The organism is Pseudomonas sp. S1_E05 (assembly GCF_056337105.1).
Genome location: NZ_JBFRHM010000001.1, coordinates 5,917,700 through 5,941,191 on the forward strand (window position 1 = coordinate 5,917,700; position 23,492 = coordinate 5,941,191).

Consider the following 23,492-nt stretch of genomic DNA (forward strand, 5'->3'; position numbering starts at 1 on the left):
AAAATGCTTAGTGTTTGGGGGCGGGACGGGACCACGCCTGCCAGGCAGCGATCAGCAATCCCAGCAGAATGAAGCCACCGGGCACTAGCGCTGCCAGGTGCAGGCCGCTGTAGTCGAGCATCTCGCGCAACACGCTCAGGCCCAGCATCAACGCACCGAACAGGCCGCCCAGGAACAGGCGATCACGCCATGCTTGTTGGAAGAAACCTGTATGGTCCAGAACGACGCATTGCAGGGCGATCAACCCGGCGTAGATGCCGGCGTGTTGATGCCACTGAAGTGACCAGGCCTGCGCCATCGTTTCTGCACAACTGGTCAGGGGGACGGCCAGCACCAGGCTGGCGATCAAGTGGGCCCTCGGTATGAGCCGCGGTCGCAAGAGCGCCATGGCGAAACCATAAGCACTCGCCACCACGATAACCATCAGCCATACGCCCAGCGCGGTCATCCATGACTGGGTCGCCCCGATCAACGGCGCGAGCACCAGCGAGTTCTGGAGTGCCGACGATTTACTCATGCAGGTTCTCCCCGAGCAGCTGTTGCCGGTGTTCATCGAAGTAACGCAAGGCATCGTGGATGGCGTTGAGCACAGCTCTGGAAGTGATGGTCGCGCCTGCGACCTGATCGAACTGGCCTTGGTCCTTTTTCAGCGCCCAACCCTTATCGTCGGGGTCGTTCATCGATTTGCCGACAAAGATCTTGAGCCACGCATTGGGCCAATCGGCAATCCGGGCGCCCAGTCCTGGGGTCTCTGATTGCCTCAGTGTCTTGACCCCGAGCAACTTGCCGTTTACGTCGATGGCGATCAACAAATCGATACTGCCCACGTAGCCGACTGCCTGGCTGCGCAGCAACACTGCGCTGGGTTGGCCACTCCTGGTCGCCAGGAAACCACCCTGCAATGTGCTGTCGCCAAGGGTGGCAACGGCCAGGGGCAGAGTGTGTTCAAGCGGGTGATTGTCGTAGCTGTTGGCGGGCAGCAGGTCCAGGAAGTGGCGGCTGTCGTTCTCGCGTTGTTGCTCGGCAATGCGTGATGCGCTGCCCTGTTGGACGAGGTAGGTCGCACCAACACCCAGGCCTGCCAGCAGTGTGACAATCACCACGCTCGACACTCGATTCATGGCGCAACCCGCCGTGACACAGCAAACCGTTCCAGCGCGGGCACGCAGAGGTTCATCAACAGCACCGCGAATGCCACGCCGTCCGGGTATCCACCCCAGGTTCTGATCAGATACGTCAGTAACCCCACACCGGCGCCGAACAACAGGCGGGCGCCCGGACTTTTAGCGCCGGACACCGGCTCCGTGACGATAAAGAATGCGCCCAGCATGCTTGCACCGCTGAGCAGGTGAAACAGTGGCGAGCCATGGGAGTCGGAGCCCGAACCGTTCCAGCACAACAGGCTGATCACAAACAGACTAGCCAGCATGCCGACCGGTGCCTGCCAACTGAACACCCGTCGTTGTAGAAGAAACAGGCCACCGGCCAGAAACGCCAGGTTGATCCACCCCACGCCGCGTGCACCCCAGTGACCGAATGCCGGGCTGCTGGCGTAAAGCTCGTCGATGGTCAGGCTTTTGTTGATGCGCAGAGCGTCCAGCGCCGTGGCCTGAACCCAGGCATCCGGCGTTGGGCCAAGGCTGACGCCAAAGACTCGCTGTAAGCCATCGAGCAGGTTGATGCCATGGAACGCCGGCCAATGGCTCATTTGCAGTGGAAATGTCACCAGCACCAGAGCCAAACCGAGCATGGCCGGATTGAAAGGGTTTTTGCCGACGCCGCCATACAATTGCTTGCCGAGCAGCGCGAATGAAACGGCGCAGACGTTCAGCCACCACGGACAATACGGCGGCAAGGCCAGGCCCAGCAGCGTCGCGGTGACGAGGGCACTGCCATCGCTCAAGACAGGCCGTAGTTCCCAGTCGCGCAGTTTCACTATCGCCGCTTCAACGGCCAGTGCAGTCGAGCCTGCCAGTACCAGATTGATCAAGACACCCCAGCCATACCACCAGAACGACGCCAGTATTCCCGGCACGGTGGCCACCAATACCAGCTTCATTGCCTGCTGAAGGCGATCGTCGACCGGCTCAAGGGGCTGCATGGGCTTGTACCTGGCGTTCGGCTTCCTGCAGGCGAGCTCGTGCCTTGTCCAGCTGCTCGGTGGAAGTGTCGCTGCGTCGCTCAAGTTTGCTGACGTCCGCGCGGGCGTAGGCCAATTCGGTTTTCAGTTGCCGAAGCTGGCTGTCGATGGGGCGCTTTTCGACGCGCACCAGGTCAGGCAAGGGTTGCTCGCTGGCGTCTTCCGTCGCATGCAGGTTTTTTTCGGCATCGGCAAGCGCGCGCTCGAGGGCTTTGATCTGTTCGGACGGTGCCTCACTGGCTTGCGCTTTCTTCAGTTCGGCGCGGCGAGTGGCCAGTTGGATTTTCGCCCGTTTAAGATCGGCGTCCTTGGGTGTGGATACGGATGCTGGCGCGGTTGGCAGGGTGTCTTCCAACTGCAGCAAGATGTGCTCAGCCGCCTCGAATTGCTGTTGCAGGATGATCAGTTGCGACTGCTGCTCGAATGTCGGTGGATGGCCGAACGCCTTGAGCGATTTGTTGAGCTGCGCACGGCTCATGGCCAGGTCGACTTTGGCTTTCTTCAACGCCGCATCGGCGCTCGCCGCTTTCTGCGCGCGAACCCTTTCCAGCGCGGCCTGAATCGGATCGAGCGCCGGCGCGTCGCTCTGTTGCAGGGCAGCACGATTGGCCCGGGCCTGACGCTCGGCCAGCTTTTGCTCTTCCTCGCGGTGCAACCGGGCGTTGCGCCGTTCGAAGCGCTGGCGCGCGTGATTGCGTTTAACGGCACGTGCCTGTTGGGCCAGCAGGCTGGAAGCCAGACCACCGATGATCGGTGTCGTGGTCGCCGGCAGGGGGCGCATTTCAATGCAATCCACCGGGCAGGGCGCCACGCACAGGTCGCAACCGGTGCATTCGTCGACGATGACCGTGTGCATCCATTTTGCCGCGCCGACGATAGCGTCGACCGGGCACGCCTGGATGCATTTGGTGCAGCCGATGCATTCGGCTTCGCGGATATAGGCGATCTGCGCCGGAGCGGCGCCGCGACTCATATCCAGTTCCAGCACCGGGACGTTCAGCAGGTGTGCCAGTGCCGAGATGGTTTCGTTGCCACCGGGCGGGCACTGGTTGATCGGCTCGCCTGCGGCAATGCCCTCGGCGTAGGGTTTGCATCCTGCGTGGCCACACTTGCCGCACTGGGTCTGCGGCAGCAGGGCGTCGATGCGTTGAATCAGACTCATGTTTTGATCAGTCCGGTGAATCCGAGAAAGGCCACTGCGATCAATCCGGCGCCGATCAGGTCGATCGGCAGGCCTCGAAAGGGCAGGGGAACATCATTATCGAGGGTGCGCTGGCGCAAGTCGCAGAAAAGGCTCAGTACCAGCCAGAAACCGAGCCCGGCGCCGATGCTCAATGCCGTGGCGTATAAAAGACCGTGGTCGTGTGCGGTATCGGCCAGGAGCATTCCCAACACGCCGGCATTGCCGAGCAACAGTGGCCACAAGCCCTCGAACGCCAGGGTTGAAAACACTTTCGCCAGCCGCTTAAGCAGGGGGGCGATCAACAACACGCTCAGAGGGAGAAACACGAACAGTCGCAGCGAACTCAATCCCAGTGGCACCAGCAGCCAGTAATAGAGCACATGACCGAGCACGCCGACGATCAGCATCAGGCACGTTGTCGCGATACCCAGCGCGTGAACCTGATGACGCGCGGTCGCCAACAGCGGATCGACGCCCAACGGCCAATGCAACACGAAGTTGTTGATCAGGGCGGTGCTGATGAGAACAAGAACAAGCTCGGTCATGGTCGTGCCGGAAAAATAGGGCTTTCAACGCTGGCTCTTATTGAGCTTAGGCATTATCCGGCAAGGGACACCAGATATGAAAATCCCACAGGCGCGCCCGGCACGACTGTGGGATCGGTCCAGCGCAATGATTTACTTGATGCGCTGGCCAGGCTTGGCGCCGCTGTCGGGGCTGAGCAGATAAATTTCTTCACCGCCAGGGCCCGCCGCCATCACCATGCCTTCAGACACGCCGAACTTCATTTTACGAGGCTTGAGGTTGGCGATCATCATGGTCAGGCGGCCGTCGAGCTTGGACGGGTCCGGGTAAGCGCTCTTGATGCCCGAGAATACGTTGCGCTGCTCATCGCCGATGTCGAGAGTCAGGCGCAACAGTTTGTCGGCACCTTCCACGGCTTCGGCCTTGACGATCAGGGCAACGCGCAGGTCAACCGCGGCAAAGGTGTCGAAGTCGATTTCCGGCGACAGCGGGTCCTTGGCCAGTTCGCCATTGCCGGCCGGTGCCGCTTCGCCCGTGTCGGTCTGGCTGGCTGTCAGGTCTTCTTTCGAGGCGTCGGTCATGGCTTGCACTTTCACTGGATCGATTCGGGTCATCAACGGCTTGAACTCGTTCAACTGATGGTTGCCGAGCAGGGTCGCGTGGTCGTTCCAGGTCAGCGGCGCGACATTCAGGAATGCCTCGGCATCGGCGGCCAGCAAAGGCAGCACTGGCTTGAGGAAGATCACCAGTTGGCGGAACAGGTTGACGCCAGTGGCGCAGATGGCCTGGACTTCATCCTGCTTGCCTTCCTGTTTGTTCAACGACCACGGAGCCTTGTCGGCGATCCAGGCGTTGGCGCGGTCGGCCAGGGCCATGATTTCGCGCATGGCACGGGCAAAGTCACGCGCCTCGTAGGCGTCGGCGATGCTCGGCGCGGCGGCCAGGAACGCTTCGGTCAGCTCCGGTGCGGCGTTGTTGTCGACCATCAGGCCGGCATTGCCTTTGTGGATGAAACCGGCGCAACGGCTGGCGATGTTGACGACTTTGCCGACCAGGTCGGAGTTGACCTTCTGCACGAAGTCTTCGAGGTTCAGGTCCAGGTCATCGACGCCACGGCTGAGCTTGGCGGCGTAGTAGTAACGCAGGTACTCCGGCGACAGATGGTCGAGATAGGTCCGGGCCTTGATGAAGGTGCCACGGGACTTGGACATTTTCTGGCCGTTGACGGTCAGGTAGCCGTGCACGTTGATGCCGGTCGGCTTGCGGTAGCCCGCGCCTTCGAGCATCGCCGGCCAGAACAGGGCGTGGAAGTTGACGATGTCCTTGCCGATGAAGTGGTAAAGCTCGGCGGTGGAGTCCTTGCCCCAGAACGCGTCGAAGTCCAGCTCCGGTGTGCGGTTGCACAGGTTCTTGAAGCTGGCCATGTAGCCGATCGGCGCGTCCAGCCAGACATAGAAGTACTTGCCTGGCTCGTCCGGGATCTCGAAACCGAAGTACGGCGCATCCCGGGAAATGTCCCACTGTTGCAGGCCGGCATCCAGCCACTCGGCGATCTTGTTGGCCACGGCGTCCTGCAGGGTGCCGCTGCGGGTCCAGGTTTGGAGCATGGCCTGGAAGTCCGGCAACTTGAAGAAGAAGTGCTGGGAATCCTTGAGCACCGGAGTGGCACCGGAGATGGCCGACTTCGGATCCTTCAGGTCGGTCGGCGCATAGGTCGCTCCGCATTTTTCACAATTGTCGCCGTACTGGTCTTCGGTGCCACACTTCGGACAGGTGCCCTTGATGAAGCGGTCGGCCAGGAACATTTTCTTTTCCGGGTCGAAATACTGGGTGATCGAGCGCGTGGCAATGTGCCCGGCGTCACGCAGTTTCAGGTAGATCTGGCTCGACAGCTCACGGTTTTCTTCGGCGTGAGTGGAGTGGAAATTATCGAAGTCCACCAGGAAGTCGGCAAAGTCGGCGCTGTGTTCGGCCTGGACGTTGGCGATCAGTTGTTCGGGGGTGATGCCTTCCTTCTCTGCGCGCAGCATGATCGCCGAACCGTGGGCGTCGTCGGCGCAGACATAAATGCATTGATTGCCGCGGTGCTTCTGGAAGCGCACCCACATATCTGTCTGGATGTATTCCAGCATATGGCCAAGATGGATCGAACCATTGGCGTAGGGCAGGGCGCTGGTGACGAGGATCTGGCGTGGCTCGGACATGGGGCTCGGCTACTTGATGAAACGGAGGTCGGCCACTATAAAGCGCCGGCGCATATTTTTCACCCCCGGCGCCGGACTCCGGGGACTGGTAGCCGGTGGTTGTCACATTCTGAAAGCGTGCCGCCAGGCCGTCAGAACAGGTAGGATAGCCGCCTGATTTTCCAGTCTTGCTATTGGAGTTGCCCATGAGCGCCGTCAATCGCGCAGCGGTGGAAGCCGTCCTTCGTCAATACACCGACCCTTATCTGAACCAGGACCCGGTCAGCGCCGGGTGCGTGCGAAACATCGACATTCAGGGCGACCGCGTCAGCGTGCAACTGGTGTTGGGCTACGCCGCTGGCCTGTTCAAGAGCGGCTGGTCGCAGATGCTGCAAATGGCAATCGAAGGCCTGGACGGCGTGGCCAGTGCCCGTGTAGAGATCACCAGCCAGATCGCCGCGCACAAGGCCCAGGCGCAGATTCCTGGCCTGGCCAACGTCAAGAATGTGGTCGCCGTGGCGTCCGGCAAGGGCGGCGTCGGCAAGTCCACCACGGCCGCCAACCTCGCGCTGGCCCTGGCCCGTGAAGGGGCCAAGGTGGGGATTCTGGATGCGGACATCTACGGTCCAAGCCAGGGCATCATGTTCGGCATTGCCGAAGGCACGCGCCCCAAGGTCAAGGACCAGAAATGGTTCGTGCCCATCGAGTCCCATGGCGTTGAAGTGATGTCCATGGCCTTCCTGACCGATGACAACACGCCCATGGTCTGGCGCGGTCCCATGGTCTCCGGCGCGCTGTTGCAATTGGTGACGCAGACCGCCTGGGGCGATCTGGATTATCTGGTCATCGACATGCCGCCAGGCACCGGTGACATTCAGTTGACCCTGGCGCAAAAAGTCCCGGTGGCTGGTGCTGTGATTGTCACCACCCCGCAGGACCTGGCGTTGCTGGACGCCCGCAAGGGCGTGGAGATGTTCCGCAAGGTCAACATTCCGGTGCTGGGCGTGGTGGAAAACATGGCCGTGCACATCTGCTCCAACTGCGGGCATGCCGAGCACCTGTTCGGTGAAGGCGGCGGGGTGAAGCTGGCCGAACAATACGGGGTCGAACTGCTGGCGTCGTTGCCGCTGTCGATGGTCATCCGCGAGCAGGCCGACGGCGGCAAGCCGACCGTGATCGCCGAGCCGGACAGCCAGATTGCCATGGTCTATCAGGAACTGGCCCGTCACGTTGGCGCGCGGATTGTGTTGCAGGAGGCGGCGACGCCGGCGATGCCGAACATCAGCATCAGCGACGATTGATTCGAACGCGGTCCAAAAGTGGGAGCGGCGGTGCGACGATTCGACTTGCTCGCGAAAGCGGTGTGTCATAAGCAGAAATTTTGACTGACACACCGCCTTCGCGAGCAAGCTCGCTCCCACACTTGTTTGTGGTGGGCTTAAATACGCAACCCGCCATCCATCTCCAGAATCCGCCCGGTGTAGTAGTCGTTCTCGAAGATGTACGCCGCCGAATGGGCGATTTCTTCCGGCTTGCCCATGCGCTTGAGGGGAATCCCGGCGGTCATCTTCTCCAGCGCTTCGGGGCGCATGCCCAAGGTCATCTCGGTTTCGATGAAGCCCGGTGCAATGCCGGCCACACGAATGTCGTAGCGCGCCAGTTCCTTGGCCCAGGTCACGGTCGCCGCGGCGACACCTGCCTTGGCGGCGGAGTAGTTGGTCTGGCCGATGTTGCCCGCGCGGGAAATCGACGAAATGTTGATGATCGCGCCGCTGTTGTTCAGCTCGACCATTTTCGCCGCGACTTCACGGGTGCAAAGGAACACGCCGGTCAGGTTGACGTCGATGACGGCCTGCCATTGGGCAAGGCTCATTTTGGTCATCTCGCCATCCTTGACCTTGAGCAGGAGGCCGTCGCGCAGGATCCCGGCGTTGTTGATCAGGCCGTGGATCGCGCCGAAGTCCTCGGCCACCTGGGCGACCATGTGCGTCACCTGCTCTTCGTTGGCGACATTGCACAGGTAGGCGCGGGCCTCGACGCCCTTGGCCTTGCACACAGCCACCGCATCGTCGAGCTTTTCCTGGTTCAGGTCGACCAGCGCCAGCCGGGCGCCCTTGTCGGCGAAATACTCGGCCATGGAGCGGCCCAAACCCTGGCAACCGCCAGTGATAATGATTACTTTGTCTTTAAGTTGCATGAGTATGCCCCGGTAGCAGATGGAGTGGTCTTACTGTTCGTGAGCCTCCTCTCTCTGCGCCCGACATCGCCTGGCTGCACATGAGAATTGCCCCGATGGCGGGCTGAAACTTTCTTCAGTCGCCTGTCCGTTTTTTCGACGGATTCTTAGTTAGGAGTCATAAATTGAGCGTTGAAGCGGCCAAGAATGCCCGAGAATTACTTCTCAAGGAATACCGTGGGGTGCTTTCCACCCACTCCAAGGCCATGCCTGGGTTCCCGTTTGGCTCCGTGGTGCCTTATTGCCTGGACGAGCAGGGCCGTCCGCTGATTCTGATCAGCCGCATCGCCCAGCACACGCATAACCTGCAGAAAGACCCGAAATGCTCGCTATTCGTCGGCGAGCGCGGTGCCGAAGATGTGCAGGCGGTCGGGCGCCTTACCTATCTCGCCGAGGCGCAGCAGTTGCACGAGGTCGCGCAGATCGACGCCGCTGCCGAGCGTTACTACCGCTATTTCCCGGATTCACAGAACTACCACAAGGCCCATGACTTCGATTTCTGGGTGCTCAAGCCTGTACGCCATCGCTACATCGGCGGTTTCGGCGCGATTCACTGGGTCGACCAGTTGACCCTGGCCAACCCCTTCGCCGGCAAGGCGGAAATCAGCATGGTCGAGCACATGAACGCCGATCACGCCAAGGCCATCGCCCATTACGTCGAACTCGCCGGCTTGCCGAAGAGCGAGCCGGCACAACTGGCCGGGATCGACACCGAAGGCATGCACTTGCGCATCGGGCAGGGGCTCTTCTGGTTGCCGTTTCAATCGCCATGTAACACGCCGACACAAGTGCGCGAGGCCTTGGTTTTCCTGGCTCACGCCGAGCGATGGCCGAAAAATACAGAGGCCAGTGCTTGAATTCACGAACCCGCGACGTCATCTAAGGAACACTGGCAAGGCATTCTTGCGTTGAGGAACCATTTGATGCGCCCTTTTTTGCTGCTCTTTGTACTGTTTCCGGTGTTGGAGCTGTTCGTATTCGTCAAGGTCAGCGGAGCGATAGGCTTCTTCCCCGCCCTGCTGCTGGTCATTCTCGGCTCGATGTTCGGCGTGTTCGTGTTGCGCATCGCCGGGCTGGCCACTGCGCTGCGTGCGCGTGAAAGCCTGAATCGTGGCGAAATGCCAGCGCAGACCATGCTCGAAGGCCTGATGCTGGCTCTGGCGGGTGGTCTGTTGATCCTGCCGGGCTTCGTCACGGATGTGCTTGGCCTGATACTGCTGCTGCCGTTCTCCCGTCGACTGCTGGCCAATAAAATGCGCCAGCGTGCCGAAGAGGCCGCGATGCGTCAGCGAGCTTTCGCCGACGACCTTCAGCCACGTGGCGGTCCCGCGCCGCGCGAACCATTGGGCCGTGAGCCCGACGTGATCGAAGGCGAGTTCGAACACCGCGACAACAAGTAAAGTCGTTTCACCTGCACGGCACCCTCGGGTGCCGTGTTCGTTTTCGGCAGATCGATTAAAAAATTTCGTGCTCCGCCCTTGTAATAAGCTTATGCGCCCCTATGTAACGGTCACCGCAAGGTTTCTGGCGATCACGCCAGACAGACTTCAGCGGTTCGCTTGTCGAGCCGCACCCGGCACCGCCGGACTTTGTTAAACCCGCCGGGATTACACCGGCCGATGAAAACCACAATTAGGAGAGATCGACAATGAAGCTTCGTCCTCTGCATGACCGCGTCGTTATTCGTCGCAGCGAAGAGCTGAAAACCACCGCTGGCGGTATCGTCCTGCCAGGTTCGGCTTCCGAAAAAGCCAACAACGGCGAAATCCTCGCTGTAGGCACCGGCCGCGTACTGGACAACGGTGAAGTGCGTGCACTGTCCGTAAAAGTGGGCGACAAGGTTGTGTTCGGTCCTTACTCCGGCAGCAACACTGTGAAAGTCGACGGCGAAGACCTGCTGGTAATGGCTGAGAACGAGATTCTCGCTGTTATCGAAGGCTGATTCCCCGCTCATTTTCCCGTTACTACAAAGTATTTAAGGAATATCGATCATGGCTGCTAAAGACGTTAAATTCGGCGATTCCGCCCGCAAGAAAATGCTTACCGGTGTCAACGTCCTGGCTGACGCGGTAAAAGCGACCCTGGGCCCGAAAGGCCGTAACGTAATCATCGAGAAGAGCTTCGGCGCTCCGACCATCACCAAGGACGGCGTTTCCGTAGCCAAGGAAATCGAGCTGGACGACCGTTTTGAAAACATGGGCGCGCAGCTGGTCAAAGACGTTGCCTCCCGTGCCAACGATGACGCCGGCGACGGCACCACCACCGCTACCGTTCTGGCTCAAGCCATCGTCAACGAAGGCCTGAAAGCCGTCGCTGCCGGCATGAACCCGATGGACCTCAAGCGCGGTATCGACAAAGCGGCCATCGCGGTCGTCAAAGAGCTCAAGGCTCTGTCCAAGCCATGCGCTGACACCAAGGCTATCGCTCAGGTGGGCACCATCTCCGCCAACTCCGACAACTCCATCGGCGACATCATTGCCGAAGCCATGGAAAAAGTCGGTAAAGAAGGCGTGATCACCGTTGAAGAAGGCTCGGGCCTGGAAAACGAACTGTCGGTTGTAGAAGGCATGCAGTTCGACCGTGGCTACCTGTCCCCGTACTTCGTCAACAAGCCGGACACCATGGTTGCCGAGCTCGACGGCCCGCTGATCCTGCTGGTCGACAAAAAGATCTCGAACATCCGCGAAATGCTGCCAGTGCTGGAAGCCGTTGCCAAAGCCGGTCGTCCACTGCTGATCATTGCCGAAGACGTTGAAGGCGAAGCCTTGGCGACTCTGGTTGTGAACAACATGCGTGGCATCGTCAAAGTTGCTGCCGTCAAGGCACCAGGCTTCGGCGACCGTCGCAAGGCCATGCTGCAGGACATCGCCGTCCTGACCGGCGGCACCGTGATCTCCGAAGAGATCGGCCTGAGCCTGGAAAGCACCACCCTGGAGCATCTGGGCAACGCCAAGCGCGTAACCCTGTCCAAGGAAAACACCATCATCGTTGACGGTGCTGGCGTTCAGGGCGACATCGAAGGCCGTATCGCTCAGATCCGTGCCCAGGTTGCCGAAACTTCCTCGGACTACGACCGTGAAAAACTGCAAGAGCGTCTGGCCAAGCTGTCCGGCGGCGTTGCAGTGATCAAGGTTGGCGCTGGTTCCGAAGTTGAAATGAAAGAGAAGAAAGCCCGCGTTGAAGACGCCCTGCACGCTACCCGTGCAGCCGTTGAAGAAGGCGTGGTACCTGGCGGTGGTGTAGCGCTGATCCGTTCGCTGCAAGCCATTTCCGAACTGAAAGGCGACAACGCTGATCAGGACGTGGGTATCTCGGTTCTCAAGCGTGCCATCGAAGCTCCGCTGCGTCAGATCGCCGCCAACAGCGGTGACGAGCCAAGCGTTGTGGTCAACGAAGTCAAGAACGGCAAAGGTAACTACGGTTACAACGCTGCGAGTGGCGAATACGGCGACATGATCGAAATGGGCATCCTGGACCCAACCAAGGTGACCCGTTCGGCTCTGCAATCGGCCAGCTCCATTGCCGGTCTGCTGCTGACCACCGAAGTGGCGATCGCTGATGCACCGAAGAAAGACGCTCCAGCTGGCGGCGGCATGCCAGACATGGGCGGTATGGGCGGCATGGGCGGCATGATGTAAGCCAGCCTTACCCCTGTAACGAAAAACCCCGCCGGCGAAAGCCGGCGGGGTTTTTTATTGCCTGTCATTTTCGACCTACACCAAACCCTGTAGGAGCGAGCATGCTCGCGATGGACGTCAACGATAACGCGGGCAATCTGACAGCCCGCGGTGTCCGGACTTCCATCGCGACGGTTCGACGCCTCGACATGCTCGCTCCTACAGGGGGCAGGGGTAGTGTCAGGCGCTGGCCGGTTGTGCCTTGCTCACGCGCTCATCTTTTCCGGCCGGCCGATACAGGATCCAGTAATACGATCCCAAACAAATCAGCCAGCAGAAAATGGCCGTCCATACGTTGTGCGAGAAAAAGTGCGCCCCCTGCATCATCCGTCCCACGGAAAACACCGTGCCCAGGGCGAAGGCAAAGACAAACGCGGCGCGCGCCAGTCGTGGCCGCCGATCACGCAGCACAAAAAACAGTGCGAACAGGGTGAAACCGGTCGCGGCGTGTCCCCCGGGCCAGCAGCGGCCGGGTTTGTTGGTGGGCGGGCGAGGGCTGAGCAGTTTGCTGTAGGTCTCGTGGCCGCCGAATTGCTCCAGGCTCCATGGACACTGCACTGCCGTCACCGCCTTGACCGGCGTGACGAAGGAGGTTGCCAGCCCCAGGGACAGCACCAGGCAACCGAGTTCGCGTTTGAACGGTTTAAGCCGGTGGATGAAAAACGCCCCGATGAAGCCGAGTATGGCGAACACTGAAAACGCGATAACCATTTGCTTGGCGCGGTCATGCAGGATGTCTTCAAGGAAGTAGCTGTGGCGCCCGATGAAATCTTGCGCCACCGGGTCATAGAACAGCGTGGCCAAGTCCATGTCCAGCGACGTCAGTTCGAGCAGCATCAAAACAATTGCCGCAATGGCGGGAACACCCAGGTACAAACGCCAATTGAGCGCGCGCGATGCCGGGCGGACGGTGGTGGAAACCATGGCAGTTCCTTGATCGGTTAAAAATACTTGAAAGTGCAGCCGCGCGGAGTGTGGGCAGAGGGGTGTCGTCTGTTTGTGAATCGAGGGTGAAAAAGTCGTTAAGCACTTGCAGGCTTGAAAAGCCGCAAATACAACTGCAAGAGATTCTGGTCCTGAGCCACACTTGGCCTTAAGCTGCGCGAGCCAAGACGGCCGTTACCGTGTACGCAGGAGGTGCCCATGCGAATTCTATTGGTTGAAGACAACCGCGATATCCTGGCCAATCTGGCCGATTACCTGGGGCTCAAAGGCTATACCGTCGATTGCGCTCAGGACGGTTTGTCGGGCCTTCACCTGGCAGCCACCGAGCATTACGACCTGATCGTGCTCGACATCATGCTGCCCGGGATCGACGGCTACACCCTGTGCAAACGCCTGCGGGAGGATGCCCGCCGCGATACGCCAGTGATCATGCTCACCGCCCGTGATCAGTTGGACGACCGTCTGCAGGGCTTCAAGTCCGGCGCCGATGACTATCTGATCAAGCCTTTCGCCCTGTCTGAGCTGGCCGCGCGGATCGAAGCCGTCATGCGTCGCACGCAGGGCGGCGGCCGTCGCGCCCTGGAGGTTGGTGACCTCAGCTATGACCTCGACACGCTGGAGGTCACCCGCGAAGGTCGCTTGCTGAAGCTGAACCCGGTTGGCCTCAAGTTGCTGGCCGTGTTGATGCAGAAAAGCCCCCATGTGCTGCGTCGGGAAATTCTCGAAGAGGCCCTGTGGGGGGATGATTGCCCGGACAGTGACAGCCTGCGCAGTCACGTCCACCAATTGCGTCAGGTGATTGACAAGCCATTTGCCAAACCGCTTCTGCACACCGTGCATGGTGTGGGATATCGCTTGGCCGAGGGCCGTGATGGAGTTTAAGCAAAGCCTTGCCCAGCGGATCATCATTGCCTTTGCGCTGATGAGCGCGCTGGTCGCCGGGGCCTTCGCCATGGGCATTGTCGCGACCGTGCACCTGGTGGAAGAAAAACTGATTTCGGCAGGACTGGGCGGTGACTTGCAACGTCTGTTGTTGATGGACAGCGTTTCGGACTGGAGCCATCGCCCGGAACCGGACCAGTTGTTCTATTTCAGCGGCGGACCGGGAGACTTCGAGCTGCCCAAGGACCTGCGCCATCTCGATCCAGGGTTTCATGAGGTGTTTCGCGAGCAATTGTCGTATCACGCCATGGTCGAGGTGGTCGATGGCCGGCGTTACGTTTTGCTCCAGGATCAGAGTGATTTCGAGGAACGCGAGCGCGTGCTGTTCGCGGTCGTGTTGGTCGGTTTTGTATTGAGTCTGGCGCTGGCCGTGTTCCTTGGCTGGATACTGGCGCGCAAGGTGATGGCCCCCGTGGTACGCCTGGCGCGCCAGGTACGCCACCGTGATCAGTTGTTGGGCCTGGCGCCTCCGCTGGCGCCGGACTACGCCGCCGACGAAGTGGGGGAGCTTGCCGTGGCGTTCGACGTCACGCTGGGTCGCTTGCGCCAGGCATTGACCCGCGAGCGCTTGTTTACCAGTGATGTCAGCCATGAATTGCGCACGCCACTGATGGTGCTGGCCACGTCCTGTGAATTGCTGTTGGAAAACCCCGGCATCGACCAGCGTGGTCGGGCGCAGGTCGAGCGTATCGCCCGTGCCAGTGAGGAGATGCGCGAACTGGTGCAAACCTTCCTGATGCTGGCCAGGGCCCAGCGTGAAGATGCCAGCATGTCGCCGCAACAGACGGTTGACCAGGTTGCCGACGACCTGCTCGGCCTCTGGCGCGAGCCGATCGAGAACAAGGGATTATCGTTGATCGTCGAGCCTGGGAATCCCACCAGCACCCGCTACAACTCCACGTTGCTGCACGCGGTAATGGGCAACTTGTTGCGCAATGCGTTGCATTACACCGAACGAGGTTTCATCCGCTTGACCTTGACGGCGACCGGGTTCCGGGTTGAGGACAGTGGCGTGGGAATTCCCGAGGAGAAACGCCAGGCGATGTTCGAACCTTTCGTGCGAGGTGACGAAAAGCGTGGAGACGGGTTGGGTCTGGGGCTCTCGCTGGTGCAACGCATCTGCGAAAACCAGGGATGGAGCGTGAACCTGACGCACATGGAGCCCAATGGCTGCCGTTTTGAAGTTGAACTGGGCGCTCGTCCCGCCGGTTGAATCCGTGTTCGCCATCGCCCGTCCAGTCGAATCATGTAAAACCTTGTAATGCTTTGAGGTTTTACATGACATTTTTTTCACAAACGCATGACCTGCCGCTGACACGTCGCTCCTTAACGTGATTGTCATCAGACGATCAGGAGTGCTTGGTGATGGCCGGCCCGATTAAACTCGATTTTTCCGAAAAGTACGACGACACACACGCCGAAAAATATTTGCGCAAACACAAGAACGGTTTTTCGCGCCGATTGTCTCACTGGCGTGACGAGCAGTTGGCGCGCAAAGCATTGACCCTGGCCGGTGAACCCGGACTGGTACTTGATTTGCCTTGTGGTGCCGGGCGTTTTTGGCCATTGCTGGCGGAAAAACACAATCGCGTGATCATTGGCGCGGACAACTCCGAGTCAATGATCAAGGTCGCAATGGCTGCGCAACCTGCCGAAGTCGTGAAACGGGTACAACCTTTGCACACTTCTGCGTTCGACATCGCCTTGCCTGATAACGCCGTCGACAGCATTTTTTGCATGCGCCTGCTGCACCACATTGGTGAAGCCGAGCATCGACTGGCGATTCTACGTGAATTCGAACGCGTCACCCGCGACAGCGTCGTCCTTTCTCTTTGGGTCGACGGCAATTTCAAGGCGTGGAAGCGTCAGCGTTCAGAGCTTAAACGTGGGCAGGAAGGTTACCAAAACCGATTTGTGTTACCGGTAGCTACGGTCGAAAAGGAATTTGAACAAGCGGGTTTTCGAATTCAGGAACGACTGGACTTTCTACCGTTCTTCGCCATGTGGCGAGTTTATGTATTACGCAAGAGGTAACTCAATGGCAGCGCAGTGTGCGGCGGGAACGAACAATACTCTGGAAGATCGTTTCGACTTCTACTGGAATCAACGCGGCGAATGGGTCGAAGAACCAAACGTTCGTCGCGGGGGCGAAAGTGGCGTCCAGCGCGTCAAGGGTGACGATGGTCAGTTGCTCTACGCCAAGCGTCAGACCGGGCACATTTACCGCAGTTGGCTGCACCCGTTCGGTCGCCCGACGGTGTTGCGTGAACGTGATGCGCTGATCGGTGTACAGCGTTTAGGTGTGCGAGCGCCTGAGATCGTCTTCTGCGGCGCGCAACGCGACCCCGCCCACCAATGGCGCGCCTTGCTGGTGACCAAGTCACTGGATGGGTTTGAGGAAATCGCCCATTGGTACGCCGGCGGTGGGCGCGAGCACTACAGCGAGGTCGTGCAGGACCGTGTATTGAAGAGTGTCGCCGAGAACCTGGCGTTGATGCACTTGGGGCGTTGGCAGCACAGTTGCCTCTACATGAAGCACGTCTTTGTCCGGGTCACCGGCGAAGGCGAGTCCGCCAAGGTGGAATCCGCCGTGATCGATCTGGAGAAATGCCGGCAGCGCTTGACCGCCTATCGCGCCGCTTCCCATGACCTGAAACAACTGCGCCGCCATTCGTCGTTCAGCGACACGGAGTGGAAAAAACTCGTCTATTTTTATGAGACAGCGTTTGGCAGCGCTATCAAGGGTTTATAGCGATGAAACTAGAAATTGCACGAGGTTTGTTCCTGGTAGGAGCCTTGGCAGTTGCTTCATTGGCGGTAGCGGCTTGGGAGCAGCCGCGCACACAGGTTCTCGGTTCAGCGAACGGAGACGCTCGTTGCCCCATGCCGCGGGTTGCCAAGGTGTCGGCCACAACACAACCCGATCATGACTTGTTACTGTTCATGTTCGGTCTTTCTCAAGGACTGAGGCCGCAAAGTTGACCCATTCAAGCCCCCCGGAAAAGGCCTCGCCAGATGCGAGGCCTTTTTTTTGCCCCTGTCCCTGTAGGAGCGAGCTTGCTTGCGATGGCAGTGTGTCAGGCGCCATGTTCGCTGACGGATGCACCGTCATCGTCGGATCGCCGCCCGGAGCAAGCTCGCTCCTACAGGGAGCGGTCGGGCTTCGCCAGCACGGTGTACACGCACGGCAAGACGAACAGGGTGAACAGCGTGCCGATCGACATCCCCGTGGCAATGACCGTCCCGATGTCGAAGCGGCTGACGGCACCTGCTCCCGTGGCGATGATCAGCGGGACCATGCCGAAGACCATGGCTGCAGTGGTCATCAACACCGGACGCAGGCGGATGGAGGCGGCTTCCTCGACGGCTTCCCGGGGTGTCAGCCCCTTGTCCTTGCGTAACTGGTTGGCGAATTCGACGATCAGGATCCCGTGTTTGCTGATCAATCCGATCAGCGTCACCAATCCGACCTGGGTGTAGATGTTCATGCTGGACCAGCCCAGGAACAAAGGCAGCAACGCCCCGCAGATCGACAGCGGCACCGTCACCAGAATCACCAGCGGGTCGCGGAAGCTCTCGAACTGAGCCGCCAGCACCAGGAAAATGATTGCCAGCGCCAGGGCAAACGTCACCCACAGCGCAGTGCCTTCCTGAATGTATTGTCGCGAGGCCCCGGCATAGTCGATGGCAAAGCCGGCTGGTGCTTCTTCCCGAGCGATCTGGCGCACCACGTCGAGGGCCTCGCCCATGCTCACCAGCGGCACGCCAGAGAGGATGGCCGAATTGAGCTGTTGGAACTGGTTCAACTGGCGTGGTCGTGCGCGGTCGGTGACGGTGATCAGGGTCGAAAGGGCCAGCAGTTCGCCCTTGGTGTTCTTCACGTAATAGTTGTTCAGCCAGTCGGGGTTGTCGCGGAACGGTCGTTCGACCTGAGCGATGACCTTGTAGCTGCGGCCTTCAATGGTGAAGCGGTTGATTTCCGCTTCGCCCAGCAATGTCGCCAGCGTGCCACCCAGGTCCTGCATGGACACTCCCATCTGCGCAGCCTTGGCGCGATCGATATCGACCACGACTTCGGGCTTGTCGAACGCCAGGTCGACGTCGACGAAAGCGAACTTGCCGGACTCCATCGCGCGCTTTTTCACTCGGTCCATCACCTGCAGCAACGAGTCGTAATCGCTGGCGGTGTTGATCACGAACTGAAACGGCAGACCCTCGCCGGTGCCCGGGAGGGAAGGCAGGTTGAAACCGAATACCTGCAAGCCGGCGATGCTGTCGAGCTTGCTCTGGACCTCGGGCAGAATTTGCATCTGTGTGCGGTCACGTTCGTTCCACGGCTTGAGCAGAAAGCCGCCGACACCCGACTGCACACCGTTGAAGCCGTTGATCTGGAATGACGAGTAGTACTCCGGAAACGCCTTGAAGATATCGATGAATTCGTTGGTGTAGGTGTTCAGGTAGTCGAGGTTGGTTGGCTGCGGCGCATTCGAGATCATGAAGACGATGCCCTGGTCCTCGTCAGGTGCCAGTTCCGATTTGGTGAACATCAGCAGGGCCGGGATCAGGCACAGCACGATGACGGCAAACACCAATACCACCGGACGTGTATTCAGCGTGCCGTGGAGCAGGCGCTGGTAGCGGCGCTTGAGACTTTCGAAGATCAAGTCCAGACGATGTTCCAGGCCCGTCGGGTTTTCGTCGTGGCGCAACAATACGGCGCACATCATCGGTGACAGGGTCAGGGCGACGATGCCGGAGATAACCACGGCGCCGGCCAGCGTCAGGGCGAACTCCTTGAACAACGCGCCGGTGAGGCCGGTGAGGAAGCCGATGGGCGCATACACCGCCGCCAGGGTGATGGTCATCGAGACCACCGGCATGGCGATTTCCCGGGCACCTTCGATGGCGGCGTCCAACGGCGTCTTGCCTTCCTCGATATGCCGGTGGATGTTTTCCACTACCACGATGGCGTCGTCCACCACCAGGCCGATAGCCAGCACCATGGCCAGCAAGGTCAGCAAGTTGATCGAATAGCCCATCATTTGCATGAAGAACATCACGCCGATCATCGACAGCGGAATGGTGACCACCGGGATCACGACCGAACGCAGGGCGCCGAGGAACAGAAACACCACGACAATCACGATCAGCACGGCTTCGAACAGGGTCTTCACCACCTCATCGATGGAGGCCTGGATAAACAGCGTGGCGTCGTAGGCAATCTCGCCCTTGAGGTTGGGCGGCAACTGGGCCTCAAGGTCCGGCATGATCTTGCGCACTTCCTTGATCACGTCCAGTGGGTTGGCGCCGGGCGTGGCCTTGATGCCGATGTACACCGACGGCGTGCCACCGAAGGAACTGATGCTGTCGTAGTTTTCCGCGCCCATTTCCACCCGTGCGACATCGCGCAGCAGCACTCGGCTGTCGCCTTCGACCTTGAGCGGGATCGCCGCGAAGGCCTCGGCGGATTTCAGTTCGGTGTTGGCATTGATGCTGGTGACCACGTACTCGCCTTTCACTTCGCCAGCGGCGGAGAGGAAGTTGTACTGGCGCACCGCGTTGGTCACGTCGCTGGCGCTCAGGCCAAAACCTGCGAGCTTGACCGGGTCCAGCCACAGGCGCATGGCGAACACCTGGTTACCGAGAATCTCGGCTTCGGCCATGCCCGGCAGCGTCGCCAGTTTGGGCTGGATGACTCGCGACAGGTAATCGGTGATCTGCGGGTTGCTCAGTTCCTTGCTGAAGAAACTGATGTACATCAGCGCCGAGGCGTCCGCCGCTTCCTTGCTCAGCACCGGGTCTTCGGCGTCCTGGGGCAGTTGGTTTTTCACCTCGTTGGCCTTGGCCAGCAACTCCGTGAACAAACGGTCGCTGTTGGAGCCGATGCGTGCGTAGATGGAAATGATCGAGAAGTTCTGACGACTGACCGAGGTCATGTAATCAATCCCCTCGGCGCTCGCCAGGCTCTGTTGCATCGGCTGGGTGATGTAGCCCTGGATGGTTTCGGCATTGGCACCGGGGTACGCGGTGGTGACCGTGATCAGGGCGTTTTCCATTTGCGGATACTGGCGCAGCGGCAGCTTGCTCCAGGCCTGGAAACCCAGCAGCACAATCAACAGGCTGACCACGCAGGCGAGCACCGGGCGGCGGATGAACGGGTCGGTAAAAGCCATGGGAATTCCTTGATCAGTCCGCACGCGGCGGGCTGTTCTTCTCGCCTAGGGTTTTGTCGTCGCTGATGGCAATGCGTGCACCATTGTCCAGTTTGATCTGGCCGGCCGTGACCACTTTCTCGCCGTTTTGCACGCCTTTGGTAATCACCACCACACCTTCGCGGCGTTCGCCGGTTTCAATGAAACGACGTTCGGCGATCAGGATCGGCTCACCCTTGTCGTTTTTTTCCACCTCGCCGCTCTCGGTCTTTTTCTGCGCGACGATATACAGCGAGTTGCCGTACAGCGTGTAGGTGATGGCGCTTTCCGGCACGACGATGCTTGGTTTCGGATCGGGCAGCATCACCTGCAGGTTGGCAAACATGCCCGGCAACAACTTGCCGTCCGGGTTAGCCAGGGTCGCACGCACCTGCATGTTGCGCGTGCTGTTCTCGAGTTTCGGATTGATCGCGCTGATCCTGCCGGGGAAGGTCTGGGAGGGGTACGCCGCGACCAGGATATCGACGGGCTGGCCGAGGGCAATCTTCGGCACCGACTGCTCGGGCACGAAGAAGTCGACATAGAGACTGCTGAGGTCTTGAAGCGTAGCGATCACGGCGCCGCTCGCCAGGTAATCGCCAACGTCCACCTGGCGAATACCGATGGTGCCGGTGAACGGTGCGGCGATGCTCTTCTTGCCAAGGGCCGCCTTGAGCTGATTGACCGTGGCTTTGCTCTTTTTCAGCACGGCCGACAGTCGGTCGAATTCACCTTTGGAAATGGCCTGGCTGCCAACCAGTTGGCTACCGCGACCATAATCGAGCTGGGCCAGCCCAAGGTCGGCCTCGGCGGTTTCGAGCAAGGCTGATTCGACCTTGCTGTCGAGGCGCAGCAGCGGCTGGCCGACCTTGACCTTCTGCCCGGATTCGAACTGCAGGTCGATCACGGTGCCGTCGGTCTCCAGGCTCAGGTCCACACCCTGCAAGGCCTTCAGCGTGCCAACACTGGGCAGACGCGCCTGCCATGGCTGCTCGCTGGCCGTGGCCACGGCGACACTGATCGGTGGTTTTGGCGCGGAGAAGGTCTGAATCATCGTGTAGATGGACCAGGCCTTGTAACCGGCCAGGATCAGCACGATCAACAGAACAACACCCAACATGATCAGCATGCGGCGACGCAGCATATTTCCAGTTCCTTGGAGAAATCAGGCGAGACAGACCGGCACATTACCGCGACTGGGAAGGGGATTCCAACTGATAGAAATCACAGGGGTCACCGTAGCCACCGGCACAGGCACGCCGGTGGCTACAGGTGTGTTACGCCATCAAGTGCAGATGGTTGTCCCAGAGCCCCGCCGGCAGCTCCAGCGGTTTTGCTACAAGGTTTGTCTGGCGGCAATCGTAATAACGGCAGCGACCTTGTCCCGACGTCACGACAAAACCGTCGGCCACGGCACCGACCCCGGCGCAATCGGGCAGCGGCGCATCCAGGCGCACTTCACCGCTGTCCAGGTCCCAGATGAAAAAGCGATTGCCCCTCGGTGCAGTCAACGCCACCAGGCGCAAGTCGCTGTGCACGGCGACGCTGGCGGTGTAGTGCCCCATGGCCTGCAATTGGTGCTCGGGCACCGGGAACGCCACGAACGGCTGGCCGGGACGCTTGATCGCCAGCAACTCCGAGGACTCGTGGGACGGCCCCATGAATTGCTGGCCTGCGACGATGGTGCCGTCGCTGGCAATGCCAAGGTGGCGCACGCTGTTCATCTGCTGCGCGAGGGTTTCCTTGCTCAGCAGGGTGCCGTCGCGCTGCATCAGCACCAGGCTCGGCTCCATGGCGTCGAGGTTCATCTCGACCCGGCTTTCGGCCTCGGTGCGAATGCCGCCGTTGGCCACGACCAGGGTTTCGCCATCGGGCAGCCACGACACCTGATGCGGGCCGATGCCGTGGGTCGAGATCTCGCCGCTGTGCACCAGGCGTTCACCTTCGAACCGGTACACACCCAGCAGGCCGCGGCCCGGGTCGGACGTGTCATTCTCGGTGGCGTAGAGCCAGTCGCCACCCTTGTGGATCACCGCGTGCCCATAAAAATGCCGGTTCGGCTGCGATACCACGGTCTGCAATAACGTGCCGTCGCGCAGGTCGACCAGATAGCTTTCTGTCCCCGGGCGCCGTGCGACGAACAGGGCGATCGGCAGCGTCGGGTGATTGATGATGTCGTGGCAGCGCTGGCCGACCTGGGTGGCGAACACCTGGGTGCCGTCCAGTCGATAACCGACGGCATAATGCTTGCCGTCGCCATCGTCCCGCGCCGACAGCAGCAACGGGCTCTGGTCCTTTTGCTTGAACAGCTTCCAGCCGCCCAGCGTCACTGCTCCCAGCAGCAAACTACCTAACGTCAGAGCCTGTCGTCGCAGCATGGCACTTGCCCTCATCAGTCACCGTCGTTGGCGTTGAAGCCCAGTTGGATGCCCAGCGCCTTGGCCAGCTCGCCTTCGTGCAGGCGATGGACAACGTTGAGGCTGTCGTAAAGATCGTTGAGCTGTTGGCGACCGGCATCGTCGCCGAGCATTTCGGTCAGCGAGCGCTGATTGCTGGCGAACAGCTTCAAGGACGCTGCATAGGCGGCATCGATCTTGTCGGCCAAGGGTTTCTGCTCGCTCGGCAGCAGGCCGCGCAGACCTTTGTTATCAACGCCTTCCCACACGGTTTTGGCGGCCGCGAGGCTGGCTTCCAGCCCCGTCAGCGACGATTGGCTGCGCCAGGCATCGGCTTGGAACGGTTGCGGAACGCCCTTGGTCTGACGGCCCATCGGGGTGCCGAGTTTTTTCTTCAGGCTGTCGAGCGCAGTGACCTGCACACGCAAGAGATCAGCGATGGCTTCGTGGGAATCGGCATAGCGCTGGTTCGGAAACTTGCTCATCTGCGCGAGCATACCGTCGGTATTGTTCCAGCCTTTGAGGATGTCCTCGGCCAATTGCTTCTGGCGCTCGCCGATGGCGATCAACAGCGGGCAGTACTTGGCTTTCTGCTCGGCGTTGGCCACATCGGGCTTGCTGTCGAACAGGATGTACTCGTAGGCGGAGAGGCCCTGGACCACTACGCTGGACTTGGCCAACGCAGCGGCATCGATCTGCGGCTGGGCAACGATCAGTTGCTCGACCTGACGGCCGACGAGGTTCTTTTTGTCCGGCCAGAATTGCACCTGCCAGGCGCGGTTGCCCTCAGCCAACGGGCCGATCAGCAACGGTTGCAGCTCGGCCCACGCCTTCTGCGCGTGCAGGAAGTCGGCCCGGGCGGTGTCCAGGGTTTCCTTGCCTTCGCAGTAGGCGAGCGCGCTCACGGCCAACTGGCGGTCAGCCTCGACCCAACGGGTGTAGGTCGGCAGGATCACCGACTTGGCGATGGCGGCCGAGGTCACAGCCTGTGGGTCCTGCGGCGAGCAGGCGCCGAGGGCGATAGCCGCTAGGCTGGTGAACAACAGTTTGGGGCGGAACATGTCGGGCTCCCGA

General features: G+C 60.3%; 22 protein-coding genes. 10 read left to right on the forward strand and 12 right to left on the reverse strand.

From position 1 onward, the window contains the following. Positions 1-7 precede the first annotated feature (7 nt). The 6 genes from AB4N33_RS27420 to metG form a co-directional block, all read right to left on the reverse strand. On the reverse strand, positions 8-517 hold the full coding sequence (locus AB4N33_RS27420; protein WP_476458632.1) for an Rnf-Nqr domain containing protein: 510 nt from the start codon (positions 515-517) through the stop codon (positions 8-10). Beyond that, on the reverse strand, positions 510-1,121 hold the full coding sequence (locus tag AB4N33_RS27425) for an RnfABCDGE type electron transport complex subunit G (RefSeq protein ID WP_476458633.1): 612 nt from the start codon (positions 1,119-1,121) through the stop codon (positions 510-512). Before AB4N33_RS27425 ends, AB4N33_RS27420 begins: the two co-directional genes overlap by 8 nt. Further along, on the reverse strand, positions 1,118-2,101 hold the full coding sequence (locus AB4N33_RS27430; RefSeq protein WP_476458634.1) for an RnfABCDGE type electron transport complex subunit D: 984 nt from the start codon (positions 2,099-2,101) through the stop codon (positions 1,118-1,120). Before AB4N33_RS27430 ends, AB4N33_RS27425 begins: the two co-directional genes overlap by 4 nt. Beyond that, complete coding sequence (gene rsxB / locus AB4N33_RS27435) at positions 2,088-3,302, reverse strand: electron transport complex subunit RsxB (protein WP_476458635.1); 1,215 nt, start codon at positions 3,300-3,302, stop codon at positions 2,088-2,090. The genes AB4N33_RS27430 and rsxB overlap by 14 nt, the downstream gene beginning before the upstream one ends. Then, on the reverse strand, positions 3,299-3,868 hold the full coding sequence (locus AB4N33_RS27440; protein ID WP_476458636.1) for an Rnf-Nqr domain containing protein: 570 nt from the start codon (positions 3,866-3,868) through the stop codon (positions 3,299-3,301). The genes rsxB and AB4N33_RS27440 overlap by 4 nt, the downstream gene beginning before the upstream one ends. Positions 3,869-4,000: 132 nt before the next feature. Further along, entirely contained in the window at positions 4,001-6,052 is a 2,052-nt protein-coding gene (metG, locus tag AB4N33_RS27445) for a methionine--tRNA ligase (protein ID WP_460121361.1), read from the reverse strand. Between the two features lie 185 nt (positions 6,053-6,237). Between metG and apbC the strand changes: the two genes are divergently transcribed. Then, entirely contained in the window at positions 6,238-7,332 is a 1,095-nt protein-coding gene (gene apbC, locus AB4N33_RS27450) for an iron-sulfur cluster carrier protein ApbC (RefSeq protein WP_460121363.1), read from the forward strand. A gap of 137 nt (positions 7,333-7,469) precedes the next feature. On the opposite strand, the gene AB4N33_RS27455 is transcribed toward apbC, so the two are convergent. Further along, on the reverse strand, positions 7,470-8,228 hold the full coding sequence (locus AB4N33_RS27455) for an SDR family oxidoreductase (RefSeq protein WP_476458637.1): 759 nt from the start codon (positions 8,226-8,228) through the stop codon (positions 7,470-7,472). Between the two features lie 164 nt (positions 8,229-8,392). Between AB4N33_RS27455 and AB4N33_RS27460 the strand changes: the two genes are divergently transcribed. The 4 genes from AB4N33_RS27460 to groL all read left to right on the forward strand — a co-directional run bounded on the left by AB4N33_RS27460 (position 8,393) and on the right by groL (position 11,905). Next, on the forward strand, positions 8,393-9,124 hold the full coding sequence (locus tag AB4N33_RS27460; protein ID WP_460121367.1) for a HugZ family pyridoxamine 5'-phosphate oxidase: 732 nt from the start codon (positions 8,393-8,395) through the stop codon (positions 9,122-9,124). Between the two features lie 66 nt (positions 9,125-9,190). Beyond that, on the forward strand, positions 9,191-9,667 hold the full coding sequence (locus AB4N33_RS27465; RefSeq protein WP_460121369.1) for an FxsA family protein: 477 nt from the start codon (positions 9,191-9,193) through the stop codon (positions 9,665-9,667). A gap of 248 nt (positions 9,668-9,915) precedes the next feature. Continuing rightward, positions 9,916-10,209 (forward strand): co-chaperone GroES, encoded by a 294-nt coding sequence (locus tag AB4N33_RS27470; RefSeq protein ID WP_460121372.1) that lies wholly within the window; start codon positions 9,916-9,918, stop codon positions 10,207-10,209. A 49-nt stretch (positions 10,210-10,258) separates the two neighbouring features. Then, positions 10,259-11,905: a chaperonin GroEL gene (groL, locus tag AB4N33_RS27475; protein ID WP_460140983.1), complete on the forward strand. Its 1,647-nt coding sequence runs from the start codon at positions 10,259-10,261 to the stop codon at positions 11,903-11,905. Positions 11,906-12,124: 219 nt separating this feature from the next. Here groL and AB4N33_RS27480 read toward each other — a convergent pair whose 3' ends face one another. After that, a complete protein-coding gene (locus AB4N33_RS27480; protein WP_476458638.1) occupies positions 12,125-12,868 on the reverse strand; it encodes a phosphatase PAP2 family protein in 744 nt (247 codons plus the stop codon). Positions 12,869-13,087: 219 nt separating this feature from the next. Between AB4N33_RS27480 and colR the strand changes: the two genes are divergently transcribed. The 5 genes from colR to AB4N33_RS27505 all read left to right on the forward strand — a co-directional run bounded on the left by colR (position 13,088) and on the right by AB4N33_RS27505 (position 16,813). Then, a complete protein-coding gene (colR, locus tag AB4N33_RS27485) occupies positions 13,088-13,771 on the forward strand; it encodes a two-component system response regulator ColR (RefSeq protein WP_460121378.1) in 684 nt (227 codons plus the stop codon). Beyond that, positions 13,761-15,044: a sensor histidine kinase gene (locus AB4N33_RS27490; RefSeq protein WP_460121380.1), complete on the forward strand. Its 1,284-nt coding sequence runs from the start codon at positions 13,761-13,763 to the stop codon at positions 15,042-15,044. The genes colR and AB4N33_RS27490 overlap by 11 nt, the downstream gene beginning before the upstream one ends. A gap of 152 nt (positions 15,045-15,196) precedes the next feature. Then, on the forward strand, positions 15,197-15,865 hold the full coding sequence (locus AB4N33_RS27495) for a class I SAM-dependent methyltransferase (RefSeq protein WP_460121383.1): 669 nt from the start codon (positions 15,197-15,199) through the stop codon (positions 15,863-15,865). Between the two features lie 4 nt (positions 15,866-15,869). Continuing rightward, the gene (locus AB4N33_RS27500) at positions 15,870-16,583 is read left to right on the forward strand and encodes a lipopolysaccharide kinase InaA family protein (protein ID WP_476458639.1); all 714 of its coding nucleotides are present in this window, start codon (positions 15,870-15,872) and stop codon (positions 16,581-16,583) included. Positions 16,584-16,585: 2 nt separating this feature from the next. Next, entirely contained in the window at positions 16,586-16,813 is a 228-nt protein-coding gene (locus tag AB4N33_RS27505) for a hypothetical protein (protein ID WP_460121386.1), read from the forward strand. A gap of 161 nt (positions 16,814-16,974) precedes the next feature. Here AB4N33_RS27505 and AB4N33_RS27510 read toward each other — a convergent pair whose 3' ends face one another. The 4 genes from AB4N33_RS27510 to AB4N33_RS27525 form a co-directional block, all read right to left on the reverse strand. Beyond that, complete coding sequence (locus AB4N33_RS27510) at positions 16,975-20,004, reverse strand: multidrug efflux RND transporter permease subunit (RefSeq protein WP_476458640.1); 3,030 nt, start codon at positions 20,002-20,004, stop codon at positions 16,975-16,977. A 13-nt stretch (positions 20,005-20,017) separates the two neighbouring features. Next, positions 20,018-21,166, reverse strand: coding sequence for an efflux RND transporter periplasmic adaptor subunit (locus AB4N33_RS27515; protein ID WP_460121389.1), 1,149 nt, complete (start codon positions 21,164-21,166; stop codon positions 20,018-20,020). A gap of 133 nt (positions 21,167-21,299) precedes the next feature. Then, the gene (locus AB4N33_RS27520) at positions 21,300-22,400 is read right to left on the reverse strand and encodes a DUF1513 domain-containing protein (RefSeq protein WP_476458641.1); all 1,101 of its coding nucleotides are present in this window, start codon (positions 22,398-22,400) and stop codon (positions 21,300-21,302) included. Positions 22,401-22,414: 14 nt separating this feature from the next. Then, entirely contained in the window at positions 22,415-23,479 is a 1,065-nt protein-coding gene (locus tag AB4N33_RS27525; protein ID WP_460121392.1) for an imelysin family protein, read from the reverse strand. Positions 23,480-23,492: the final 13 nt, after the last annotated feature.

Coding starts and splice junctions, on each gene's coding strand:
- AB4N33_RS27490 (WP_460121380.1), top strand. CDS start 13,761: ATGGAGTTTAAGCAAAGCCTTGCCCAGCGGATCATCATTGCCTTTGCG.
- AB4N33_RS27515 (WP_460121389.1), bottom strand. CDS start 21,166: ATGCTGCGTCGCCGCATGCTGATCATGTTGGGTGTTGTTCTGTTGATC.
- metG (WP_460121361.1), bottom strand. CDS start 6,052: ATGTCCGAGCCACGCCAGATCCTCGTCACCAGCGCCCTGCCCTACGCC.
- apbC (WP_460121363.1), top strand. CDS start 6,238: ATGAGCGCCGTCAATCGCGCAGCGGTGGAAGCCGTCCTTCGTCAATAC.
- AB4N33_RS27505 (WP_460121386.1), top strand. CDS start 16,586: ATGAAACTAGAAATTGCACGAGGTTTGTTCCTGGTAGGAGCCTTGGCA.
- AB4N33_RS27455 (WP_476458637.1), bottom strand. CDS start 8,228: ATGCAACTTAAAGACAAAGTAATCATTATCACTGGCGGTTGCCAGGGT.
- AB4N33_RS27430 (WP_476458634.1), bottom strand. CDS start 2,101: ATGCAGCCCCTTGAGCCGGTCGACGATCGCCTTCAGCAGGCAATGAAG.
- AB4N33_RS27420 (WP_476458632.1), bottom strand. CDS start 517: ATGAGTAAATCGTCGGCACTCCAGAACTCGCTGGTGCTCGCGCCGTTG.
- AB4N33_RS27425 (WP_476458633.1), bottom strand. CDS start 1,121: ATGAATCGAGTGTCGAGCGTGGTGATTGTCACACTGCTGGCAGGCCTG.
- groL (WP_460140983.1), top strand. CDS start 10,259: ATGGCTGCTAAAGACGTTAAATTCGGCGATTCCGCCCGCAAGAAAATG.
- AB4N33_RS27500 (WP_476458639.1), top strand. CDS start 15,870: ATGGCAGCGCAGTGTGCGGCGGGAACGAACAATACTCTGGAAGATCGT.
- AB4N33_RS27495 (WP_460121383.1), top strand. CDS start 15,197: ATGGCCGGCCCGATTAAACTCGATTTTTCCGAAAAGTACGACGACACA.
- AB4N33_RS27520 (WP_476458641.1), bottom strand. CDS start 22,400: ATGCTGCGACGACAGGCTCTGACGTTAGGTAGTTTGCTGCTGGGAGCA.
- AB4N33_RS27480 (WP_476458638.1), bottom strand. CDS start 12,868: ATGGTTTCCACCACCGTCCGCCCGGCATCGCGCGCGCTCAATTGGCGT.
- AB4N33_RS27510 (WP_476458640.1), bottom strand. CDS start 20,004: ATGGCTTTTACCGACCCGTTCATCCGCCGCCCGGTGCTCGCCTGCGTG.
- rsxB (WP_476458635.1), bottom strand. CDS start 3,302: ATGAGTCTGATTCAACGCATCGACGCCCTGCTGCCGCAGACCCAGTGC.
- AB4N33_RS27525 (WP_460121392.1), bottom strand. CDS start 23,479: ATGTTCCGCCCCAAACTGTTGTTCACCAGCCTAGCGGCTATCGCCCTC.
- AB4N33_RS27440 (WP_476458636.1), bottom strand. CDS start 3,868: ATGACCGAGCTTGTTCTTGTTCTCATCAGCACCGCCCTGATCAACAAC.
- AB4N33_RS27465 (WP_460121369.1), top strand. CDS start 9,191: ATGCGCCCTTTTTTGCTGCTCTTTGTACTGTTTCCGGTGTTGGAGCTG.
- AB4N33_RS27470 (WP_460121372.1), top strand. CDS start 9,916: ATGAAGCTTCGTCCTCTGCATGACCGCGTCGTTATTCGTCGCAGCGAA.
- colR (WP_460121378.1), top strand. CDS start 13,088: ATGCGAATTCTATTGGTTGAAGACAACCGCGATATCCTGGCCAATCTG.